The sequence below is a fragment of the Streptomyces rapamycinicus NRRL 5491 genome, assembly GCF_024298965.1.
GTDB lineage: Bacteria > Actinomycetota > Actinomycetes > Streptomycetales > Streptomycetaceae > Streptomyces > Streptomyces rapamycinicus.
Genome location: NZ_CP085193.1, coordinates 6,396,257 through 6,416,735 on the forward strand (window position 1 = coordinate 6,396,257; position 20,479 = coordinate 6,416,735).

Sequence of the window (20,479 nt, forward strand, 5' to 3'; positions counted from 1 at the left end):
ACGTGTATGTTCCGGGGCCGAGAGCCATGGAAGGGACCAATCCGGTGAACAAGAAGCTTGTGGCTGCACTGTCCGGCGGTGCGGCACTTGTACTGGCACTGACCGGCTGCGGGGGCGGCGACGACGACAAGAAGGTCAACGACTGGGCCAAGTCGGTCTGTGACGAGGTGCAGCCTCAGCTGAAGAAGATCCAGGGCGCCAACACCGCGATCCAGGGTGCCGCCGACGAGCAGGACTCCAAGAAGCTGCAGCAGACCGACTCCAAGGCGTTCCAGGAGATCTCCGAGTCCTACGGGGCGCTCGCCAAGGCCGTGAACAAGGCGGGCCCGCCGCCCGTGGACAGCGGCGACAAGACCCAGAAGCAGGCGGTCAAGGAGCTCAACGCCACTTCGGGGTCGTACACGAAGCTGAAGTCGGCCATCGACAAGCTGGACACCTCGGACAAGTCCAAGTTCGCCCAGGGGCTCGCGGGCGTCGCCGATGAGCTCGACAAGCTCAGCAAGTCGGGTGACCAGGCCCTGCGGAAGCTCCAGGAGGGCAAGGTCGGCTCGGCGATGGCCAAGCAGCCCGGCTGCCAGAAGCCGAAGACGGCCGGCGGCGGCGCGACGCAGTCCTAGCCGGCCCTCGCTGGTCCTCGTAGCCTCGTAGCCTCGTAGCCCCGTAGGCCTCGTCGTCCTCGTAGGCCTTTCGGGCGGTCCCCGTAGCCCTTACGTGGACCGTCCCGGGGTTCTGCCGCCAGGGGGCCAACGCCGCCCTCTGACGCACCCTTTGTCGGCCCGTCACCCGGGTCGGCGCGGGCGATGTCGTCCCGATGCCGACTGCCGTCGCCCGCTGTCGGTGGTTGCCCCGACAATGGGGGGCGTGAGTACGCACCAGCCCTCGTTCCGCCTCCCCACCGCCGACCCCGAGCGCACCGCACGCCTGCGCGAGGCGCTGTCGGCCGCCTCCTTCACCGCCGACGGCCTGCTGGACCTCTTCGGCCCGTCCGCCTACACGGCCCTGGCGCGCGGGGAGACCGTCCCGGCGCTGCGCGCCACCCGGGGCGGGAGCGGCCCGCTGGAGACCCTGGTGCGGCTCTTCCTGTTGCAGCGCCCCGTGGCGTACGGCCGGGCGGCCGCGGCCCTCCCGGCCGAGGACTGCCTCGCCGACGGCTGGCTGGTGCGCGACGGCGACGAGGTGCGCGGGAGCGTGGACGTGCGGCCCTACGGCGGGCCCGAGGGCCAGGACTGGTGGATCGTCTCCGACCTGGGCTGCGCGGTCGGCGGTGCGGCTGGGATCGGTGGCCCGGGCGGGGCGCGCGGCCGTGAGGACCGCTCGCGGCTCGTCCTCGGGGTCGGCGGAGCGTCCACCACGCTCGCCGGTCTCACCGTCCCCGCGCCCGTGGACCGGGTCCTGGACCTCGGCACCGGTTCCGGCATCCAGGCGCTGTACGCGGGCCGCCACGCCTCCCGAGTGACCGCCACGGACCGCAATCCGCGCGCCCTGGCCATCGCCCGGCTCACCCTCGCCCTGTCCGGGGCGCCGGAGCCGGATCTGCGGGAGGGGTCGCTGTTCGAGCCGGTCCGGGACGAGACGTACGACCTGATCGTCTCCAACCCGCCCTTCGTGATCTCCCCGCGCTCCCCGGAGGGCAGCGAGCTGGTCTACCGGGAGGGCGGGATGTCCGGGGACGAGCTGTGCCGCACCCTCGTCCAGCGGTCCGCCGGGCATCTCGCCGACGGCGGCTGGTGTCAGCTGCTCGCGAACTGGCAGCACGTCGAGGGCGAGGACTGGCGCGAGCGGCTGGCCTCCTGGGTCCCGCCCGGCTGTGACGCGTGGATCGTGCAGCGCGAGGTGCAGGACGTCACCCAGTACGCCGAGCTGTGGCTGCGCGACGCCGGTGAGCACCTGGCCGGTCCCGAGGCGTACGCGGCGCGCTACGACGCGTGGCTGGACGAGTTCGAGGCGCGGAAGACCACGGCCGTCGGCTTCGGCTGGATCACCCTGCGCAAGTCCGGCGCCGACCGGCCCTCGGTCACCGTGGAGGAGTGGCCCCATCCGGTCGAGCAGCCGCTGGGGGCCGAGGTCATGGCCCACTTCGACCGGCAGGACTTCCTGCGCACGCATGACGACGCGGCGCTGCTGACCACCCGCTTCCGGCTGGCCGACGAGGTCGTCCAGGAGCAGGTGGGCCCGCCCGGGGCCGAGGACCCCGAGCATGTGGTGCTCAGGCAGCACCGGGGGATGCGGCGCGCGACGAAGGTGGACACGGTCGGGGCGGGTTTCGCGGGTGTGTGCGACGGCACACTCAGCGCGGGCCGGATCCTGGACGCCATCGCCCAGCTGCTCGGGGAGGACCCGGTGGTGCTGCGCGACCGCACCCCGGAGTCGATCCGGCTCCTGGTCGAGCAGGGCTTTCTGCGAGCGGTGGACGACGACGGCATGGAGACGACGGCATAAAAGACGACGGCATGGAGATGTCATGACGGCATAGGGGCGCCATGGCCGCCATCGGGGCCGGATGGGAGCGCGCCGCGCATGTACTGGGGGCGTGCGCCGGTGGTACAGCGCTCCCTCCCGCGCCCCCGTATGGCAGGAAGCTGCCGCCGGGGGCGCCGGAGGGGCCGCCCCGGGCGGGTGCGGGCGGGGCCCGGTGAGGCGACGCGCGCTGTTCACCCGGGGTTAGCGCTCACGCCTCCCGCGCGTGCCACGCTCCCGCCATGGAGAGCGGACCTGCGATCTTCGCCGGAACGGCATTCGTGTTGTTCGGCGCCGCGCTGCTGCTGTGGACGGCGGCGCGCCTGAGGCTGCGTGTGCCGGTCGCACACGGTGTGAGTCCTGTCGCTTCCGCGGCGCTCTCCCTTCTCTTCGGCATCGCCGCGCTGGGCGGCGGAATCTGGTGCCTGGGTTACGCCTGACAGGGCCTTCCACGCTGCCTCGTGCCGGTCCGGGCGGCAGACAGGACGGTTGTCGGGTTACCGTTCGAGTGGCGTTGCGGGCTTTTTCCGTTTGACACGGGGGCGGGATGTACCGTCACACTCCGCAGCGTCACCGTAGAGGGAGGCCGTGAGCGTTACCTACGCGGCACTGCCCGTTCACCGAGAGTCGACCGGAGAGAAGAGCGAAGTTGTCCCCGACCACCAGCGAGACCGCGCAGGGCGGCCGCCGACTCGTCATCGTCGAGTCGCCTGCCAAGGCGAAGACGATCAAGGGCTACCTCGGCCCGGGCTACGTGGTCGAGGCCAGCGTCGGGCACATCCGGGACCTGCCGAACGGTGCGGCCGAGGTCCCCGACAAGTACACCGGCGAGGTCCGGCGCCTCGGCGTGGACGTCGAGCACGACTTCCAGCCCGTCTATGTGGTCAACGCTGACAAGAAGAGCCAGGTCAAGAAGCTCAAGGAGCTGCTCGCCGACTCCGACGAGCTCTTCCTGGCCACCGATGAGGACCGCGAGGGCGAGGCCATCGCCTGGCACCTCCAGGAGGTCCTCAAGCCCAAGGTCCCGGTGCGCCGGATGGTCTTCCACGAGATCACCAAGGACGCCATCCGGGCCGCCGTGGCCAACCCGCGCGAGCTGAACCAGCGCCTGGTCGACGCGCAGGAGACCCGCCGCATCCTCGACCGCCTCTACGGCTACGAGGTCTCGCCGGTCCTGTGGAAGAAGGTCATGCGCGGCCTGTCGGCGGGCCGGGTCCAGTCGGTCGCCACCCGTCTCGTCGTCGAGCGCGAGCGCGATCGCATCGCCTTCCGCTCCGCCGAGTACTGGGACCTCACCGGCACCTTTGCCACCGGCCGGGCCGGTGACGTCAGCGACCCCGGCACCTTCGGTGCCCGCCTTACGGCCGTCAACGGCCTCCGGGTCGCCCAGGGGCGCGATTTCACCTCGCTCGGGCAGCTCAAGGAGGGCCTCAACGTCCTCCACCTGGACGAGGCGGGTGCCCGCTCCCTGGCCGCGGCCCTCGTCGACACCGCCTTCGCGGTGCGCTCGGTCGAGTCCAAGCCGTACCGCCGCTCGCCGTACGCGCCGTTCCGCACCACGACCCTGCAGCAGGAGGCCAGTCGCAAGCTGGGCTTCGGTGCCAAGGCCACCATGCAGGTCGCGCAGAAGCTGTACGAAAACGGCTACATCACCTATATGCGTACGGACTCCACCGTCCTGTCGGACACGGCGGTGGCGGCGGCCCGGGCGCAGGTCACCCAGCTGTACGGGGCCGACTACCTGCCCGACAAGCCGCGCACCTACGCGGGCAAGGTCAAGAACGCCCAGGAGGCGCACGAGGCCATCCGCCCCTCGGGAGACCGTTTCCGCACCCCGGCGGAGACCCGCCTCACCGGCGACCAGTTCCGGCTCTACGAGCTGATCTGGAAGCGGACCGTCGCCTCCCAGATGAAGGACGCGATCGGCAACTCGGTCACCGTCAAGATCGGCGGGCAGGCGAGCGACGGCCGGGACGCCGAGTTCTCCGCCTCCGGTAAGACGATCACCTTCCACGGCTTCATGAAGGCCTATGTGGAGGGCGCCGACGACCCGAACGCCGAGCTCGACGACCGCGAGCGCCGGCTGCCGCAGGTCACCGAGGGCGACCGGCTCACCGCCGAGGAGATCACCGCCGACGGCCACGCGACCAAGCCCCCGGCCCGCTACACCGAGGCGTCGCTGGTCAAGGAGCTCGAAGAGCGCGAGATCGGCCGCCCGTCGACCTACGCCACGATCCTTGGCACCATCCTCGACCGCGGCTACGTCTTCAAGAAGGGCACCGCGCTCGTGCCCTCCTTCCTGAGCTTCGCCGTGGTCAACCTGCTGGAGAAGCACTTCGGCCGGCTGGTCGACTACGACTTCACCGCCAAGATGGAGGACGACCTCGACCGCATCGCGCGCGGCGAGGCCGAGGCCGTGCCGTGGCTGAAGCGCTTCTACTTCGGCGAGGGCGCCCAGGTCGGCGCCGCCCAGGCCGGTGCCGCCGAGGCCGGGAACGGCGACGGCGACCACCTCGGCGGCCTCAAGGAGCTCGTCACCGACCTGGGCGCGATCGACGCCCGGGAGATCTCGTCCTTCCCCGTGGGCGACGGCATCGTGCTGCGCGTCGGCCGCTACGGGCCGTACGTCGAGCGCCCCACGGAGGTCGAGGGCGGCATCGGCCAGCGCGCCGACGTCCCCGACGACCTGCCGCCGGACGAGCTGACCGTGGAGCTCGCGGAGGAGCTGCTCGCCAAGCCGAGCGGCGAGTTCGAGCTGGGTGCCGACCCCGAGACCGGGCGCATGATCGTCGCCAAGGACGGCCGCTACGGCCCGTACGTCACCGAGGTGCTCCCCGAGGACACCCCCAAGAGCGGTAAGAACGCCATCAAGCCGCGCACGGCCTCCCTGCTGAAGTCGATGTCCCTGGACACGGTGACCCTGGAGGACGCGCTCAAGCTGATGTCGCTGCCGCGTGTGGTCGGCACCGACCCCGAGGGCGTGGAGATCACCGCGCAGAACGGCCGCTACGGCCCGTACCTGAAGAAGGGCACGGACTCGCGGTCGCTCGAGACCGAGGACCAGATCTTCAACATCACGCTCGAGCAGGCGCTGGCGATCTACGCCCAGCCCAAGCAGCGTGGCCGGGCCGCGGCCAAGCCGCCGCTGAAGGAGCTGGGCACCGACCCGGTCAGCGAGCGGCCCGTGGTGGTCAAGGACGGCCGCTTCGGTCCGTACGTCACGGACGGCGAGACCAACGCGACGCTGCGCCGCGACGACGACGTGGAGACCATCACATCCGAGCGCGGCTTCGAGCTGCTCGCCGAGAAGCGCGCCAAGGGCCCGGCCAAGAAGACCGCCAAGAAGACGGCGGCGAAGAAGACCGCGGCCAAGAAGACGACGGCGAAGAAGACGGCCGCCAAGAAGACCGCGGCGACGAAGACGACCGCGAAGAAGACGGCCGCCAAGAAGACGACCGCCAAGACCGCCGCGAAGAAGACGGCGGCCGAGAGGTCGTCGGCCAACGCCGAGTAGCCGGCCGACGGCGGGCGGGAAAGCGGAGGAAGGCGGAGGAAGGCGGAGCAATCCGCACGCCATCCACGGCTCACCGCCCGTTTGTTCGGCCGGGGGGCCGTGGATTCATGTGATCCGGATAGGCTGGCGGGATGACGCGAGAGCAGCCAACGGACGTGACCGCCACTTCCGGTGCCCTTGCCGCGGACTCCCGCGAGCGGGCCGTACGAGCCCTGCTGCGCTATCAGCCGATGCGACGGCTGTGGAGCGCTCAACTCGTCGGTGGTGCCGGGGACGTGCTCGCCGTACTGGTGCTGGTGCTGCTGACGCTCCAGGCGTCGGTGGCGGCCGACTCCTTCGGCGGCGGGTACCGCGGCGCGGCCTTCGCGGTGGCGGTGGTGCTCGGCGTACGGCTCTTCGCGACCGTGCTGTTCGGCGCGGTGCTCCTCGGGCCGCTCGCCGCGCTGATCGGCCCCTCCGGTCCGCTGGACCGCCGCTGGACCATGGTCGGCGCGGACGGTCTGCGGCTGGTGCTGCTCCTCATCGCGCCGCTGTGGATCGACTGGGCCCCGGCCGACGCCGTCGCCTGGCTGCTCATCACCACCTTCGTCGTCGGCGTCGTGGAGCGCTTCTGGACCGTCGCCAAGGACGGCGCGGCCCCCTCGCTGCTCCCGGCGCCGCCCGCCGAGGGCGCCGCCGTACGCCCGCTGCCCGACCACCTGGACGCGCTGCGCCGGCTCTCGCTCCGTACGAACTTCGTGACGCTGCCGATCGCGGCCGCCGCGCTGCTCGTCGTCACGCTGATCGGCAGGCTGCTGGGCACCGGCGTGGAGTGGTTCCACACCCACCAGGCCGCCCTCGGCTCGTACGTCGGCGCCGGGCTCTTCGCCGCGTCGATCTCGATCCTCACCTTCGTCGAACTGCCCGGCGCGCAGACCAGCCGCACCCGCTCCCCCCTGGAGGGGCTGCGCCGCCCACGTGCCGCCTCCGGGAGCGGCGCCGACAAGGGCCGCACCGGGGCCGTTCCGCTGCTGGTGCCGGCCTGCGCCGGGGTGGCGGGCGCGATCGCCGCGGCCGTGGGCGTCGCCCCGCTGCAGGCCATGGACCTCGGCGGCGGGCCGGTCGGCTTCGCCCTGCTCGTCCTCGTCCTGACCGGCGGTCCGGCGATGGGCATCCGCTGGGCCCCCAAGGTCCTCCCGGGCCTTTCGCGGCGCCGGCTGCTGGCGCTGTCGGTCGCGCTGACCGGGCTCGCGCTGCTCACGGTGGGCCTGGTGCACGACACCACCACCGTCGTGCTGATCGCCCTGATCGCGGGCGTGTCGGCGGGTGTCGCCGCCCACACCGGCCACTCCCTGCTGGACCAGGAGTCCGAGGAGACCCGCCGGCCCCGGATGACCGAGCATCTGCAGGCCGTCGTCCGCGTCGGCGTCGGGCTCGGCGCGGTCGCCGCCCCGCTGCTCGCCGCCGTCATCGGACCGCACCGGCTCGGCAGCGGTGACTTCGTCTTCGCCCACGGCGGCGCGGCCTTCACCCTGATGCTGGTGGGCGCGCTGCTGCTGCCCGTCGCCGCGCTGGTCCTCGGCCGGACCGACGACCGGCAGGGCGTGCCGCTGCGGCGCGATCTGCGGGAGGCGCTGCTCGGCAGGGGCGGCGCGGACGAGGGCCCGGCCGCCACCGGCTTCTTCATCGCCGTCGAGGGTGGCGATGGCTCGGGCAAGTCCACGCAGGTGGAGGCGCTGGCCGAGTGGATCAGGGCCAAGGGGCACGAGGTCGTGGTGACCCGTGAGCCGGGCGCCACCGCGATCGGCAAGCGGCTGCGCTCGATCCTGCTCGACGTCTCGTCCGCCGGGATCTCGCACCGCGCCGAGGCGCTGCTGTACGCGGCGGACCGCGCCGAGCACGTCGACACCGTCGTCCGCCCGGCGCTGGAGCGCGGCGCGGTCGTCATCTCCGACCGTTACATCGACTCGTCCGTCGCCTACCAGGGCGCGGGGCGCGACCTCGCCGCGACCGAGATCGCCCGCATCTCGCGCTGGGCGACGAACGGCCTGGTGCCGCATCTGACGGTGCTGCTGGACGTCTCGCCGGAGACCGCGCGCGAACGCTTCACCGAGGCCCCGGACCGGCTCGAGTCCGAGCCCGCCGAGTTCCACCAGCGCGTACGGGCCGGATTCCTGGCCCTCGCCGCCGCCGACCCGGCCCGCTACATCGTCGCCGACGCCGGGCAGCTGCCGGAGGCGGTCACCTCCGTCGTGCGCCACCGCCTGGACCAGATGCTGCCGCTGTCCGAGGCGGAGGTGAAGGCCCAGGAGGAGGCCCGTAAGGCCGCCGAGGAGGAGGCCCGCCGCCGGGCCGAGGAGGAGGCCGCCCGTAAGGCCGAGGAGGAGCGGCTGGAGCGCGAGCGCCAGGAAGCGCTCGCCAAGGCCCGCGCGGAGGAGGAGGAGCGCAAGCGGCGCGAGCTGGAGGAGGCCCGCCAGCGCGAGGCCGAGCGGCAGGCGGAGGCGGCCCGTCAGCGGGCCGAGGACGCGCGCCGCAGGGCCGAGGAGGACCGCAAGCGCATCGAGGCCGAGGACCGCGCCCGCGCCGCCGAGGAGGAGCGGCGCCGCCTCCAGGAGGAGGCGGACGCGCTGCGCCGGGCCGAGGCCGAGGCGCGCCGCCAGGAGGAGCAGCGCAAGGCCGAGGAGGCGCTGCTGCGGGCGGAGCAGGCACGGCTGGCGGCGGACACGGCGTCCTCCGGGGCGGACGCGCCGACCGTGGAGACCGAGACCCCGGCCCCGCCGCCCGAGGACGAGGACGGCCCCCGGGGCACCGGCGGCGCCCGGGGCGCGGCGGCCTCCGGCGCGGACGACCCGCACCCGGACACGACGGAGACGGTCCAGACGCCGAGGTTCGACCCGCGGGCGGGGTACGGCGGCGAGTCCGGCCGTCCCGGTACCGGATCGTCGGCGGCCGATGAGACCACGGTGCTGCCACCCGTGCCTCCCGCGCCGCCCGTACCGCCCCAGAACGGCCCGGGCGCCGACGAGACCGCTGTGCTGCCGCCCGTACGGCCCCAGGACGGCCCGGAGCGCCGGGGCGGCCCGGACGCCGAGGAGACGACCGTCCTGCCCCAGCCGCCCGCCGAGCCGCCCACGAGCGCGGCCGACGAGACGGCCGTCCTGCCGCCCGTACGGGACGAGCGCTCCGGCGACCCGGCGGACCGGGTCCCGCCGTGGCTGTTCCGCCCGGACGAGGGCCAGGGCCAGGGTCAGGAGCACGGCCAGGGGAACGAGCGCACGCGCGAGATGCCGCAGTACGGCCAGGACCAAGGCCAGGCGCAGGGCCAGGCGGAACCGCCGCGCCGGCGCCGCCGCCCCGAGTGGGCCGAGGAGACCCCCCTGGACGACCTCCCGTCCCTGGCCGACGAACTGCTCGGCCCCCGCGACGACGAGGACGGCCGCCGCCGCTGACGGCGGGGTGCTGACGCTATCGCCGGGCGCAGTCGCGAATGGCCGCGCCCGGCTACTGGCCTGGGCGCCGACGGTGGGCCGCTAACGCCGATGGGCCTGCGCGGGGCTGCCCATGGTCCGGCTGGGCGCCGCCGCCGGTGGCCGCGTACGGAAGACGGCAGGGCGCTGGCGCGGGCCCACTGACGGGCCGGGCGTCGCCGACGACGGCCGCGTCTGATCGCGGGACGCCGACGGCGAGGCGCTGGCGGAGGCCCCCCGCGGCGCGCGCGGGCGGAGGGCCCCTCACCGCCCGGCCGGGCGCCGTCGCGGACGACCGGTGCGTTCGGGTGTCGGTGGGGTGGACCACAATGGGGTGCCGTAGGGACGAGCGGCGGAGGCAGTCATGGCGGTGTGGGACGACCTGGTCGGGCAGGACCGCGTGGCGGCCCAGCTGTCGGCTGCCGCGCGGGATGCCGACGCCCTGGTCACGGCGGCCAGTGAGGCGGGCGGCGGCCCCGCCGGGGAGCCCATGGCGTCGTCCAAGATGACTCACGCCTGGCTGTTCACCGGCCCGCCCGGCTCGGGCCGGGCCACGGCCGCCCGCGCCTTCGCCGCCGCGCTGCAGTGCGTCAGCCCGGACCGGGCGCTCGGCGGCGCCCCTGGCTGCGGCTTCTGCGACGGCTGTCACACCGCCCTGGTCGGCACCCACGCCGATGTGGAGGTGGTCCGTACGGACATGCTCACCATCGGCGTCAAGGAGACCCGTGAGCTCGTCCGCCGCGCCCAGCTCTCGCCCGCCGGCGGCCGGTGGCAGGTGATCGTCATGGAGGACGCCGACCGCCTTACCGAGGGCGCGGGCAATGTGCTCCTCAAGGCCGTCGAGGAGCCCGCGCCGCGCACAGTATGGCTGCTGTGCGCGCCCTCGCTGGAGGATGTGCTGCCCACGATCCGCTCCCGCTGCCGCCTCCTCACCCTCCGTACGCCCCCGGTGGACGCCGTGGCGGACATCCTCGTCCGGCGCGACGGCATCGACCCCGAGCTCGCCGCCTCCGCCGCCCGTGCCACCCAGGGCCACATCGGCCGCGCCCGCCGCCTGGCCACCGACGAGCGGGCCCGCGCCCGCCGCGCCGCCGTCCTGAAGCTCCCGCTGCGCGTCGACGACGTGGGCGGCTGCCTCAAGGCGGCCCAGGAGCTGATCGACGCGGCGGCCGAGGACGCCAAGCAGGTGGCGGAGGAGGTCGACGCCAAGGAGACCGAGGAGCTGCGCGCCGCCCTGGGCGCGGCCGCCGGTACGGGCGGGCGGCTGCCGCGTGGCACGGCGGGGGCCATGAAGGACCTCCAGGACCGTCAGAAGCGCCGTGCCACCCGCACCCAGCGGGACACCCTCGACCTTGCGCTCACCGATCTGACCGCCTTCTACCGGGATGTGCTGACTCTCCAGCTCGGCTCCCAGGTGGGGCTCGCCAACACCGACGTTCGGGACGCGCTGGAGCGGATCGCGTCGGGTTCGAAGCCCGAGCGGACGCTGCGCCGGATAGAGGCGATCACGGCCTGCCGTCAGGCGCTGGACAGCAATGTGGCGCCGCTGCTGGCGGTCGAGGCGATGACCATGGCGTTGCGGGCGGGCTGAGTCACCCGTACGGGTTCGTCGCTGGACCCATGGAGCGTGTCCGAGTGGATACTCTCCGTAAGGGGGCGAACCGGTCCTGTCCCATAGGAACCAGTACAGGGTGATCCATGCGATCCGGCCGGCGCGATCCCGCGACTCGACCGCGAACCGAGGGATCAGTCCATGCACATCCGACACAGCAGCCGCCCGCTCCGGACCCTCGGCGCCGCCCTTACGGCCGCCGCCCTGCTGTCCTCCGGCTGCTCGGCCGACGCCTCCGCGCCGCGCGCCGCGGCGCTGTCGAAGAAGGCCGTCCCCGCCGCCCTCAAGCCGTACTACGAGCAGACGCTGAGCTGGCGCCCGTGCGGCGGCGCGGACTTCGAATGCGCCACCCTCAAGGCCCCGCTCGACTACGCGAGACCCGGCACCGGCCGGGACCTGAGGCTCGCGGTCTCCCGTAAGAAGGCCACCGGCACCGGCCGCCGCCTCGGTTCGCTCCTGGTGAACCCCGGCGGCCCCGGCGGCTCCGCGGTCGGCTATCTGCAGAGTTTCGCGGCCGTCGGCTACCCGGCCCGGGTGCGCGCCCGCTACGACATGGTGGCGATGGACCCGCGCGGGGTGGCCGAGAGCGAGCCCATCACCTGTCTGAGCGACAAGCAGATGGACACCTTCACCCAGACCGACCAGACGCCCGACGGCCGCGGTGAGACGGACCGGCTCGTCGCCGCCTACAAGAAGTTCGCGCACGGCTGCGCGACCCGCTCCGGCCGGATCCTCGGCCATGTCTCGACGGTCGAGGCGGCCCGCGACATGGATCTGCTGCGCGCCGCGCTCGGCGACCGGAAGCTGACCTACGTCGGCGCCTCCTACGGCACCTTCCTCGGCGCGACCTACGCCGACCTCTACCCCCACCGCGTCGGCCGTCTCGTCCTCGACGGCGCGCTCGACCCGACGCTGTCCTCCCGGCGCATCAACCGCGACCAGACCGCCGGTTTCGAAACCGCCTTCACCGCCTTCGCCAAGGACTGCGTGCGCCGCACCGGCTGCCCCCTCGGCACCGGCTCCGTGGCCACCGCCCGCGACCGGCTCGGCGCCTTCTTCGCCCGCCTCGACTCCCATCCGGCCCGCACCGGCGACTCCCGCGCCCTGGGCGAGCCGCTCGCCACGATCGGCGTGATCTCCGCCATGTACGACGAGACCGCCTGGCCCCAGCTGCGCACCGCCCTCCGCTCCGCGATGGGCGGCCACGGCGGCGGTCTGCTCAACCTGGCGGACCTCTACTACGAGCGCGACACCGACGGCTCGTACGCCAACCTCATGTACGCCAACCCCGCCGTCAACTGCCTCGACCTCCCACCGGCCTTCCGCACCCCCGCCGAGGTCAAGAAGTCCATCCCCGACTTCCAGAAGGCATCCCCCGTCTTCGGCAAGGCCCTCGCCTGGGCGGCCCTGAACTGCGCCTACTGGCCCGTCCGCCCGACTGGCACAGCCCACGCCCTGCACGCCAGGGGCGCCGCCCCCATCGTCGTCGTCGGCACCACCCGCGACCCCGCCACCCCCTACCCCTGGGCCCGCGCCCTCGCCACCCAGCTCTCCTCCGCCACCCTCCTCACCTACGACGGCGACGGCCATACGGCTTACGGCCGCGGGAGCGGTTGCATCGACAACGCGATCAACACCTACCTCCTCACCGGGCGCCCACCCACTCCCCACACCCGCTGCCACTGACCAGCCCCACCCCAGCCCAGGGCCCACCCGGCCCCGTACGGAGCATCCCTCGAAACTGTGTAGACTTGGCGACGCCGCTGCTGCCAATCTGGCTCCGCGGCATGCCGCCTTAGCTCAGTCGGCCAGAGCGACGCACTCGTAATGCGTAGGTCAAGGGTTCGATTCCCTTAGGCGGCTCAAGGGAAGTCCAGGTCATCTAGTCCATGACCTGGGCTTTTTCTTATGCGCTCACCTTGCGCGGCCGGAACGCGATGATCTTCGCACCCTCATGTGTGGCCGTTGTGAGGCCATCCTGCTCGACAGCGGCCTCGACGGGCGTCGTAGGCGGGATCGGTGCGGGAGCGCGGACGGCGCCCCGGGGGACCATGGCGGCTGTTGCCTCGGCGGCTTCGCGAGCAGCCTTGGGCATGACCGACTGATAGATGTCCCGAGTGATGCGGCTGTCGCTGTGCCCGAGCGTCTCGGACACGATTTTGACGTCGACGCCAGCGGCGAGCATGAGTGAGGCGGCGACGTGCCGCAGATCGTGCAACCGGATCGGCGGCAGTCCTGACAGCTCGACGAGCTTCTCGAACTGGTCGGTCAGCCACCCCGGGTGAATGCGGTCTCCGTCGTCCTGGGTGAACATCCGGCCTGTCTCGATCCATGCCGGGCCCCACTGGCAGCGTTCGGCGGCCTGCTTGGTCCGATGGGCTTCGAGTACCTCGTCGGTGTACTCGTCGATGCTGATCACGCGCTCGCCGCTGTCCGTCTTGGGCGCGCTCTCGATGACCTCCCACCCGTCTTGCACGAGTTGCACAGCGATCGTCATCTCGCGTGCCGTGCGGGCATAGTCGGACCACCGGACGCCGCACGCCTCGCCGCGGCGCAGGCCCCGGAACGTGATCAGGTGGAAAAGGGCATACAGCCTGTTGTCGGTGTCGGCGAGGAAGTCGAGGAACTGCCCTGCCTGTTCGGGGGTCCACACCATGACCGCCGAGGGCCTCTCGCCAGTGCGCAGCCACGTCTCTACTCGTTCGTCAGTCCACACCATCGCCTTTGGCCGCTTCGCTGCCGTGAGTTCGACATACGAGGCGGGATTGAAGGTGATCGCTCCCCGGGCGATGGCGGTGTTCAGGGCAGCGCGCAGCGTGTCGCGGATGTGCTTCTGAGTGGCCGGACCGGTGATGCGCCGAAACGGCTCCATCTCGTCGATGGCCGCTTTCAGGAACTTCCGGCGCCCGCGGTTCTCCGCTCCCTTCCATGGAATCGCCTTGAGCGCGTCGAGGGCGGCGCGGCGCTCCATGTTGGCGTCCACGATCTCGGCATTGGTTTCGGCGATGCCTGCGAACATCTCGTCGAGGTGCTGAACAGTGAGGCGGTCGAGGCGTATGTGCCCGATCCGCGGTTTGAGGTGGCACCGAATGTCGACGTCGTACCGCGTCTCGCCGCTCTTGCGTAACGCCTTCTTACCGGCGAGCCATGCGTCGAGCCACTCGGCGACCGTCATGTGCTGAGTGAGTGACTGGCCAGTCGCGAAGCGGCGTTTCGTCTCGGCGTAGTCCGGCAGGTCCTCCCCGCTCGCAGCGACCGTTTCCAGTAGGTCGGCGATGCGGGCGCGGCCGTCAGGGTCGGTCTTCTTGTCGGCGATGTCGAGCAGGGCACGCAGCGCGTCGATGTCGGTCTGTGCCTCGCCCTTGGTCGAGTACCCGCTGCGGCGGAACCGACGTCGTGTGCCGTCCTTACGCGGCGGCAGTTCCTGAACCAAATTCCATAGGCCGTGCGTTCGCTGTCTGAGCTTCGGACAGGACGCGCCGAGCTGCTTGCCGGTGACTGCGTCGCGGCATCCGCAACGCTTGGTGATGGTGCCGTTCACTCAGTTGTCTTCCTTCGGTGTGAGTGCGTCCGGGGCGTGAAGCATGTCGAGCCCCTTTAGGTCTTGGATCAAGTCCGGTCGTAGTACGGGAATCGGCAGACCCGCGCGGCTCATGTCGTTGATGTGGCGCGCGAGTTCTTCGAGTCGGTGCAGATACTCGGTCTGGGCTGCGGTCTCACCTCCCTTCGCTCGCTCGGTCTCGGCGCGCAGGTAGGCCCGGCGAGCTGCTTCACTGCGCCGCTCGAACTCGGGAAAGAGGCTTGCGGGGTATGCGGCCTCGGCCCATGCGGCGGGCCACCTCGGGCCGGTCTCGGCGATTTGCCGGGGCTCGGCGTAGTGCCGCCCGTCGGTGGGCCCCGCGAGCGTCGGCGTCTCCTCGCCCGTCCACCACTTCCACACCGTGTATGGGTCCCGGTCGTCGGCGGCCGGGACGGTGGGCACGGTGTCCTCGCCGCCGAGCGGAAGCATGAGGAGCAGCGGAGGAACGGCGAGGGCGAGGCCCAGCACGAGCAACTCGTCGGCGGTCACCTCACGGCGTCGCCGACCATCAGGCTTGCGCCTGCCGGTCTCGATGTTCACGAGTGCGCCGTACGTGAGCTCGGTAGCCCCGAGCCGTGCGCACTCGGCGGCGAGTTGCTCTCGCGTGATGCCGAGGCGCTGCCGGTGCCGACGGACCTGTTCGGCGATGGTGTCGCTTGCCGTTCGGTGACTGTGCATATCGACAAGCTAACAGTGCATGTTGCGCAATGCTAGCCGGTCTGGGTACTTTGGTGATCTAAATTGGTCGATACGAACAGGTCAGAGGGCATATCGACAAGTTCATGAGGGAGTTGGGGTAATGAGCGGCGAGCAGGGGATGACGCACGAGGAACTGATGTCTCTTCCGGTGTCGGTCCCCTTGGAGACGGCGAACAGGGCGCTCACGATGGGCAGAACCACCGGTTACGCCCTGGCGAAACGTGGGTGCTATCCCGTGCGAGTGCTGCGGCACGGGCGGCAGTACAAGGTTTCGCGCTACGACCTGCACCGGCACCTCGGCGTCAGTGCCGAGAGCGAAGGAACGGCGACCTCCGACGCGACGTGAACGCGATGAACTGCGCGGGCCCCGTCCGGAACTCTGGACGGGGCCTTTGCGTGGTCAGAGCCCCCGGCGCCTGGTCCTCGACGGACCATGCGGGGACGGGGCTGCTGTCTCTCGCTTGCAGCCGCGGTAGGCGGCGGGGGTCACGCTGACGCTGCCAGGGCGGCGAAGTGGTCACCCTCGTACCTGTACGGGTACTCGACGCCGATCTCGGCGAAAGCGGCGGCCCAGTGGCGTTCGCGCTGCTCTGGGGTCAGGTGGGATACGTCCGCCCGGAAGATGGCGCGGGCGTCCTCGGAGCTCGGGCCTGTCCACGGCTGGTGTCGATGTGGTGCGGGCGACATGGCGGTCACCGTGGCGAAGTGTTCGGCGGAGTGGCGGCCGGGCCCGCGTCGGCGGGTCTGCGGTACGAACAGGTGGAGCACCCATAAGAGGATGTGGGCGATAGCATCGCGCATGTCGTCAGCTCCTCGAAAGCTGGTGATGTTCCGCCCCCGGCGGGCCGGTCCTACGCGGCCCGCCGGGGTTTCTTGTGTATCGACGGTAGCGAACTTGTCTACCCTCGTCTATATACGTGTGCCCTCGTCTGTCAACGCTTGCCAACGTCGACGGTTGTCTACTGTTTGCGTCATGACGGCTGACGAGATCGACCACGAGGCGGAGACTCCGGTCTATCGCCAGATCGCTGCGGTTCTGATTGCCGACATTGAGCGCGGGGCGCTGCCGGTCGGACGTCGCATCCCGTCGGAATCCGATCTGGTGAAACGCTTTGGCGTGGCCCGTGACACTGCCCGCGGCGCGGTGCGCTACCTCCGCGACGAGGGATACGTGCGCACGGTGCCGCAGCGTGGTTCGTACGTCTTGGAGCGGCGACGGCCCACCGAGGGCGGTTAGCGGCCCGCCCGCCGCGCCTTGGATGACGAGCGCGACGGACGGAGCATCCGGGCGCGCTCTAGCGATCTCGCAGTGTCTCGGCGAGTTGGGGAAGCTGTTGCCGCGGGAAGTGGAGTAACGCGGCCTCGCTGAGACCGTCCGGTTCGAGGGGGACGTTCATGCGCCAGGAACCGGGGCGCCAGGGGTGGCGGACCTGGTCGGCGAACGCCGGCGTCTCGGCGAGCAGGGCGACGAGGCGCATTGCGTCGGGTATCGGGAGCTTCAGCAGTGCCCAACCGCGGTGGTAGTCGATGAATGCGTCGCCGCCGTATCCGAGCGGGGTGGCGCGCTTTGCTCGTACGCCGGCGGTGGCCTCGCCGACGTCTTGGCAGCATGCGCTCGTCGTGAAGCTGAGGCGCCACAGTTCACGGATGACGGGAAGCATCTCCGTGTCGATGTCTACTCGCTCCCCGCTGGGGGTGGTGAGCGTCTCGTGCGGGTGAATGAGCGGGTCCGTCGGCATCTGGGTTCCCCTCGTTAAGGCCGGCGGTAGGTCGCCCACTGGCCGGCTGCGGCGGCGAGAGCTTGTTTCCACTCGACGTCGGGTGCGTCCGCGGCGATGCCGGCCCAGAGTCGTTGTTGAGCGGTCGCGAAGACATCGAGGGCGCGGGCGGGGGCGGGGGACCATGCCGGGGTCTTGGCGGCCCACTGTTCGGCGTCCGAGGGCGTGTGCCCGGCGGCGATCAGCCAGACGACCCAGCAGGCGGCATCGATCCATGCGGCGCCACGGGTGGGCCATGCCCAGTCGACCACGCGCGCGGCGTTGTCGACGATGAGGACGTTGTCGGGCGTCCAGTCGGTATGCAGCAGGGTCTCGCCGCGCAGCAGCTCGGCGTCGTCCGGGCTGTCGAGGTAGTCCGCGAAACGCTGCTCGATCTGCTTCAGGACGATGCCGACGGGAGCTCGCACACCGGAAAGGGTGATGATCGCTTCGGCGACGAGCGGTAGGTCGTCGGATCGGGGGCTGTAGTCAGCGGGGTGCCCGTCGAGGTACTCGAAACCGAGCAGGTTCCACGTGCCGTCGTTGATCGTCCACAGGAGACGCGGGGCGAGTGGAGCGACGTGTGGGTTAATCGCCGTCTCGCGTTGCTGCGTCCAGACACGAGGGTGATCGCAGCTAAGCCCCTTGACGAAAATGCGGCCGGCGCGGGTTTCAAGGGTGGCGGCGATCTCGCTGTTGAGCCCCTTGTCGGCAGTCGCTGCTCTGTAGATGGGGCCGGTGCGGGCGGCGACGGCCTCGCGGGTGGCGGCGGGCAGGTCTTCCCAATGCATTCTCATGGTCACCACGGCGGGAGTGTAGGGCTTGGGACGAAGAGGCGAGGCCGCCCGCGCGCGGCGGGCGGCCTCCGGCCTGGAGCGGCCTAGTACGGGTTGTCGTTGCCGCAACCCCTCATCACCTCGTTGCCGGCGACGGTGTCGAGCTCGTCGACGAATTCGACGTCGTCCTCGACGACCGGACGCGGGGTGATCTCTACGGCGATGGCGCCGAGGGTGTCGACGACTTCGAGCTCGTCGTCGACCTCCGGACGCGCGGTGATCTCTACAGCGACAGCACTCATGGGTTTACCTCCTCTCATGCGTGTTGGCAGTAGCGGTCCAGGGACGAGCCGGCTTTGCGGTACAGGGTCACGAGCGGCATGCACGTGGTGCATGACTTCTGGAGAGTGCAGCTACTGCACCCGCTGTGACGCTGTAGTGCTCGGTCGGCGATGTTCCCGAGCCGCGATAGGCCCGCGACTCCCTCTTTGAGGAGCGGTATCGGGTGGTCGCGGGAGACTTTGCAGACGCTCGCCATGCCGAAGGGGCTCACGTTCAGGGACGTGTGGCCGGCGTCGCATCCGGTGAAGGGGGTTCGGTTGTGGAGGTACTCGGGTGCCTGCTGCGCGAGGGGTTCGGAGTCGCCGGCGAAGCTCGGCGACATGTGGCTGTACTCACGGATGCGTGAGGCGTACCGCTCGGCCAGGGCTCGCATGGCGTCGGCCTCGTGCGCGTTCTCGCGCGTGATGACGACGCTGAGGGACAGCGGCAGGTCGGCCTCGCGCGCGGCGGCCAAACCACGTATGAACTTCTTCCATGCGCCGCGGCGATTCGTGAACCCGTCAAAGGTCGCTTCGGTGGCTCCGTAGACGCTGAGGGTCACGCGGTAGGGGCGGCGCGTGGTGAGCAGGTCGAGCACGTTGGGCCTGAACAGGGTGGACCCGTTCGTCAGGATCTCGACCATCATTCCGAGGTCGTACGCGAGCGCGTACGTCTCGGGGAAATGCTTGTCGATGGTGCACTCGCCGCCGCCGAGCTCGATCCAGACGATTCCCGCGTCCCGCAGGATGTGCAGCAGCCTCTCGCGCGGCTCCCACGCGAGGCCCTCGTGCCTTTTCAAGCCGTAGACACAGTGGTCGCATCCCCAGTTGCACCCGTTGTTCACTTCGTACGAGGCGCGGCCGTGACCGTAGGGGGAAGGATCACGGATGAGCAGAACGTCGGGCCCCGGGTTGTCGCCGAGGTCGAGTGCCCATCTGCGCCGAGCGGCGTCGCGCAGCCAAGCGGGCACCGTGCCGTTAGCCGCGGCGTCGCGCAGCTCTGCGTATCGGTGAGGCTTGATCTTCAGCCCCGAGGCGTGGCCGGGGCGCAGCACGAGGTGTTCGTTCAGGAACGGACTTGCGATGAGTTCGTACACGGTGCTCCTCGACTCGTCTGGACGGGCTTGGGGCTGTGCCGTGAGGTGCGTTGTGGGAATCTCAGCGGGCGGCGGCCACGGGGTGACCGAGGGCCGGCGGTGGCATGGCTCATACCTTCCGTGGTGTCGGGTGGTGCCTTATACGCTCGATCTCGGCGGGTCGGCCCGGGGTCTATCTCACTCCGGGGCGGCCCGTTCGGCGTTAGCTCAGACGTGGTACGTCGTCCCCCACCGCATCGATCCACGAGCGAAGGAGGCGCGTACGTGCGCGTCGGTCTCTTCCTGCCCGGCCCCGGCCGCGAGGGGGTCGAACAGAACGCAGATGCGGATGGGCCCGCCCGCGGCGACCAGGCGCACCCACGACGGCGCGGCGGGCACGCACAGCCGGCACGTGTCGTCGCCGTAGGCGAGCCACGGGGCACCGCGCCGTATGCGGATTCGGTGGCCGATGTACGGCGGGGTCGCGTCGTGCGGGCCGAGGTACAGCGCGTCGGCGAATGCTCGCATGCCTGCCCCGATGCTCTCGACGCTCTCGTGCGCGAGGCGCGGCGGAACGTGGTAGGCGAGCAGTTGGGCAATGCTGAACGCCTCGGTGAGGTGAAGGGCGGTCGCGAGGCGGATACCGGCAACGAAGCCAGGGCCCGGAACGGTGCCGCTCGTCGGTTCGGGGGTCGTTACCACTTGACCACCGCCCACACGATCTTCCCGAATGGGCGGTCGCGGACGCCCCACGTTGCGAGGGCATCAACGATGAAGAGTCCGCGGCCTCGCTGGCGTTCCACAGACTCCGGCTTGAGGAGTGGGCGGCGCCGACGGGTGTCGTGGACCTCAATGGTGACGTTATCGGGGCCGTGAGCGAGGGCGACGCACAGGGAATCGCCCGGTTCCGAGCCGTATCGGATGGAGTTGGTCACCAGCTCGGAGGCTACGAGCAGCACGTCGTCGAGGGGGCCGTCGCCGATATCCGGTACGTAGAACTTCACGTACTCGCCCGTGAAGTTACGGGCCGCCTTGGCGGATTCCTCGACTGCGGCAAGGACGATCCGCCACGGTGGGCCCACCAAGGCCCATGGGTTGTGGGTGATGGTCATAGCTCTGGTCACCTCCCGTCCTCCGGGGCCGCCGGGGCCGGGCGACTCACGGGCAGGCAGACGAGGCGCAGCGCTTCGCCTTGCGACCATCGGGCGGCCAGTCGAGGCGTGGGCGCTCGGTAGGTGGGGG

18 protein-coding genes and 1 tRNA gene are annotated in these 20,479 nt (G+C 71.1%); 10 read left to right on the forward strand and 9 right to left on the reverse strand.

Annotation, left to right across the window (positions count from 1 at the left end):
• Positions 1-44: 44 nt before the first annotated feature.
• The 8 genes from LIV37_RS26900 (at position 45) to LIV37_RS26935 (ending at position 12,892) form a co-directional block, all read left to right on the forward strand.
• The gene (locus tag LIV37_RS26900) at positions 45-617 is read left to right on the forward strand and encodes a small secreted protein (protein WP_243146161.1); all 573 of its coding nucleotides are present in this window, start codon (positions 45-47) and stop codon (positions 615-617) included.
• Positions 618-852: 235 nt separating this feature from the next.
• Positions 853-2,439 carry a N5-glutamine methyltransferase family protein gene (locus tag LIV37_RS26905; RefSeq protein ID WP_020870242.1) on the forward strand — a complete coding sequence of 529 codons (1,587 nt, stop codon included), beginning with the start codon at positions 853-855 and terminating at the stop codon, positions 2,437-2,439.
• Between the two features lie 260 nt (positions 2,440-2,699).
• Positions 2,700-2,897 (forward strand): hypothetical protein, encoded by a 198-nt coding sequence (locus LIV37_RS26910; RefSeq protein WP_121824468.1) that lies wholly within the window; start codon positions 2,700-2,702, stop codon positions 2,895-2,897.
• 209 nt (positions 2,898-3,106) lie between these two features.
• Entirely contained in the window at positions 3,107-5,971 is a 2,865-nt protein-coding gene (gene topA / locus LIV37_RS26915; protein WP_020870244.1) for a type I DNA topoisomerase, read from the forward strand.
• A 131-nt stretch (positions 5,972-6,102) separates the two neighbouring features.
• Positions 6,103-9,399: a dTMP kinase gene (gene tmk / locus LIV37_RS26920; RefSeq protein ID WP_121824467.1), complete on the forward strand. Its 3,297-nt coding sequence runs from the start codon at positions 6,103-6,105 to the stop codon at positions 9,397-9,399.
• Between the two features lie 382 nt (positions 9,400-9,781).
• Positions 9,782-11,008 carry a DNA polymerase III subunit delta' gene (locus LIV37_RS26925; RefSeq protein WP_020870246.1) on the forward strand — a complete coding sequence of 409 codons (1,227 nt, stop codon included), beginning with the start codon at positions 9,782-9,784 and terminating at the stop codon, positions 11,006-11,008.
• A 162-nt stretch (positions 11,009-11,170) separates the two neighbouring features.
• Positions 11,171-12,715, forward strand: coding sequence for an alpha/beta hydrolase (locus tag LIV37_RS26930; RefSeq protein WP_020870247.1), 1,545 nt, complete (start codon positions 11,171-11,173; stop codon positions 12,713-12,715).
• A gap of 103 nt (positions 12,716-12,818) precedes the next feature.
• Positions 12,819-12,892 (forward strand) — tRNA-Thr (locus tag LIV37_RS26935).
• A 43-nt stretch (positions 12,893-12,935) separates the two neighbouring features.
• On the opposite strand, the gene LIV37_RS26940 is transcribed toward LIV37_RS26935, so the two are convergent.
• Positions 12,936-14,570, reverse strand: a complete 1,635-nt coding sequence (locus LIV37_RS26940; RefSeq protein ID WP_020870248.1) for a tyrosine-type recombinase/integrase — start codon at positions 14,568-14,570, stop codon at positions 12,936-12,938.
• Positions 14,571-15,149 carry a hypothetical protein gene (locus tag LIV37_RS26945; protein ID WP_148717795.1) on the reverse strand — a complete coding sequence of 193 codons (579 nt, stop codon included), beginning with the start codon at positions 15,147-15,149 and terminating at the stop codon, positions 14,571-14,573.
• A gap of 259 nt (positions 15,150-15,408) precedes the next feature.
• Here LIV37_RS26945 and LIV37_RS26950 point away from each other — a divergent pair, with 259 nt between their 5' ends.
• A complete protein-coding gene (locus tag LIV37_RS26950; protein WP_020870250.1) occupies positions 15,409-15,654 on the forward strand; it encodes a hypothetical protein in 246 nt (81 codons plus the stop codon).
• A 140-nt stretch (positions 15,655-15,794) separates the two neighbouring features.
• On the opposite strand, the gene LIV37_RS26955 is transcribed toward LIV37_RS26950, so the two are convergent.
• Positions 15,795-16,109, reverse strand: coding sequence for a hypothetical protein (locus LIV37_RS26955; protein WP_020870251.1), 315 nt, complete (start codon positions 16,107-16,109; stop codon positions 15,795-15,797).
• Between the two features lie 172 nt (positions 16,110-16,281).
• Between LIV37_RS26955 and LIV37_RS26960 the strand changes: the two genes are divergently transcribed.
• Complete coding sequence (locus tag LIV37_RS26960; protein ID WP_020870252.1) at positions 16,282-16,545, forward strand: GntR family transcriptional regulator; 264 nt, start codon at positions 16,282-16,284, stop codon at positions 16,543-16,545.
• Between the two features lie 58 nt (positions 16,546-16,603).
• On the opposite strand, the gene LIV37_RS26965 is transcribed toward LIV37_RS26960, so the two are convergent.
• The 6 genes from LIV37_RS26965 to LIV37_RS26990 all read right to left on the reverse strand — a co-directional run bounded on the left by LIV37_RS26965 (position 16,604) and on the right by LIV37_RS26990 (position 20,349).
• Positions 16,604-17,047, reverse strand: a complete 444-nt coding sequence (locus LIV37_RS26965) for a hypothetical protein (RefSeq protein ID WP_020870253.1) — start codon at positions 17,045-17,047, stop codon at positions 16,604-16,606.
• Between the two features lie 14 nt (positions 17,048-17,061).
• Positions 17,062-17,862: an aminoglycoside phosphotransferase gene (locus tag LIV37_RS26970; protein ID WP_214663834.1), complete on the reverse strand. Its 801-nt coding sequence runs from the start codon at positions 17,860-17,862 to the stop codon at positions 17,062-17,064.
• An 83-nt stretch (positions 17,863-17,945) separates the two neighbouring features.
• Positions 17,946-18,143, reverse strand: coding sequence for a hypothetical protein (locus tag LIV37_RS26975; RefSeq protein WP_020870255.1), 198 nt, complete (start codon positions 18,141-18,143; stop codon positions 17,946-17,948).
• A 14-nt stretch (positions 18,144-18,157) separates the two neighbouring features.
• On the reverse strand, positions 18,158-19,258 hold the full coding sequence (locus tag LIV37_RS26980; RefSeq protein WP_020870256.1) for a radical SAM protein: 1,101 nt from the start codon (positions 19,256-19,258) through the stop codon (positions 18,158-18,160).
• A gap of 207 nt (positions 19,259-19,465) precedes the next feature.
• Positions 19,466-19,939: a hypothetical protein gene (locus LIV37_RS26985; protein ID WP_020870257.1), complete on the reverse strand. Its 474-nt coding sequence runs from the start codon at positions 19,937-19,939 to the stop codon at positions 19,466-19,468.
• Entirely contained in the window at positions 19,933-20,349 is a 417-nt protein-coding gene (locus LIV37_RS26990; RefSeq protein WP_020870258.1) for an ATP-binding protein, read from the reverse strand. The genes LIV37_RS26985 and LIV37_RS26990 overlap by 7 nt, the downstream gene beginning before the upstream one ends.
• Positions 20,350-20,479: the final 130 nt, after the last annotated feature.

Coding starts and splice junctions, on each gene's coding strand:
- LIV37_RS26905 (WP_020870242.1), top strand. CDS start 853: ATGGGGGGCGTGAGTACGCACCAGCCCTCGTTCCGCCTCCCCACCGCC.
- LIV37_RS26910 (WP_121824468.1), top strand. CDS start 2,700: ATGGAGAGCGGACCTGCGATCTTCGCCGGAACGGCATTCGTGTTGTTC.
- tmk (WP_121824467.1), top strand. CDS start 6,103: ATGACGCGAGAGCAGCCAACGGACGTGACCGCCACTTCCGGTGCCCTT.
- LIV37_RS26925 (WP_020870246.1), top strand. CDS start 9,782: ATGGCGGTGTGGGACGACCTGGTCGGGCAGGACCGCGTGGCGGCCCAG.
- LIV37_RS26930 (WP_020870247.1), top strand. CDS start 11,171: ATGCACATCCGACACAGCAGCCGCCCGCTCCGGACCCTCGGCGCCGCC.
- LIV37_RS26950 (WP_020870250.1), top strand. CDS start 15,409: ATGAGCGGCGAGCAGGGGATGACGCACGAGGAACTGATGTCTCTTCCG.
- LIV37_RS26955 (WP_020870251.1), bottom strand. CDS start 16,109: ATGCGCGATGCTATCGCCCACATCCTCTTATGGGTGCTCCACCTGTTC.
- LIV37_RS26960 (WP_020870252.1), top strand. CDS start 16,282: ATGACGGCTGACGAGATCGACCACGAGGCGGAGACTCCGGTCTATCGC.
- LIV37_RS26965 (WP_020870253.1), bottom strand. CDS start 17,047: ATGCCGACGGACCCGCTCATTCACCCGCACGAGACGCTCACCACCCCC.
- LIV37_RS26970 (WP_214663834.1), bottom strand. CDS start 17,862: ATGAGAATGCATTGGGAAGACCTGCCCGCCGCCACCCGCGAGGCCGTC.
- LIV37_RS26975 (WP_020870255.1), bottom strand. CDS start 18,143: ATGAGTGCTGTCGCTGTAGAGATCACCGCGCGTCCGGAGGTCGACGAC.
- LIV37_RS26990 (WP_020870258.1), bottom strand. CDS start 20,349: ATGACCATCACCCACAACCCATGGGCCTTGGTGGGCCCACCGTGGCGG.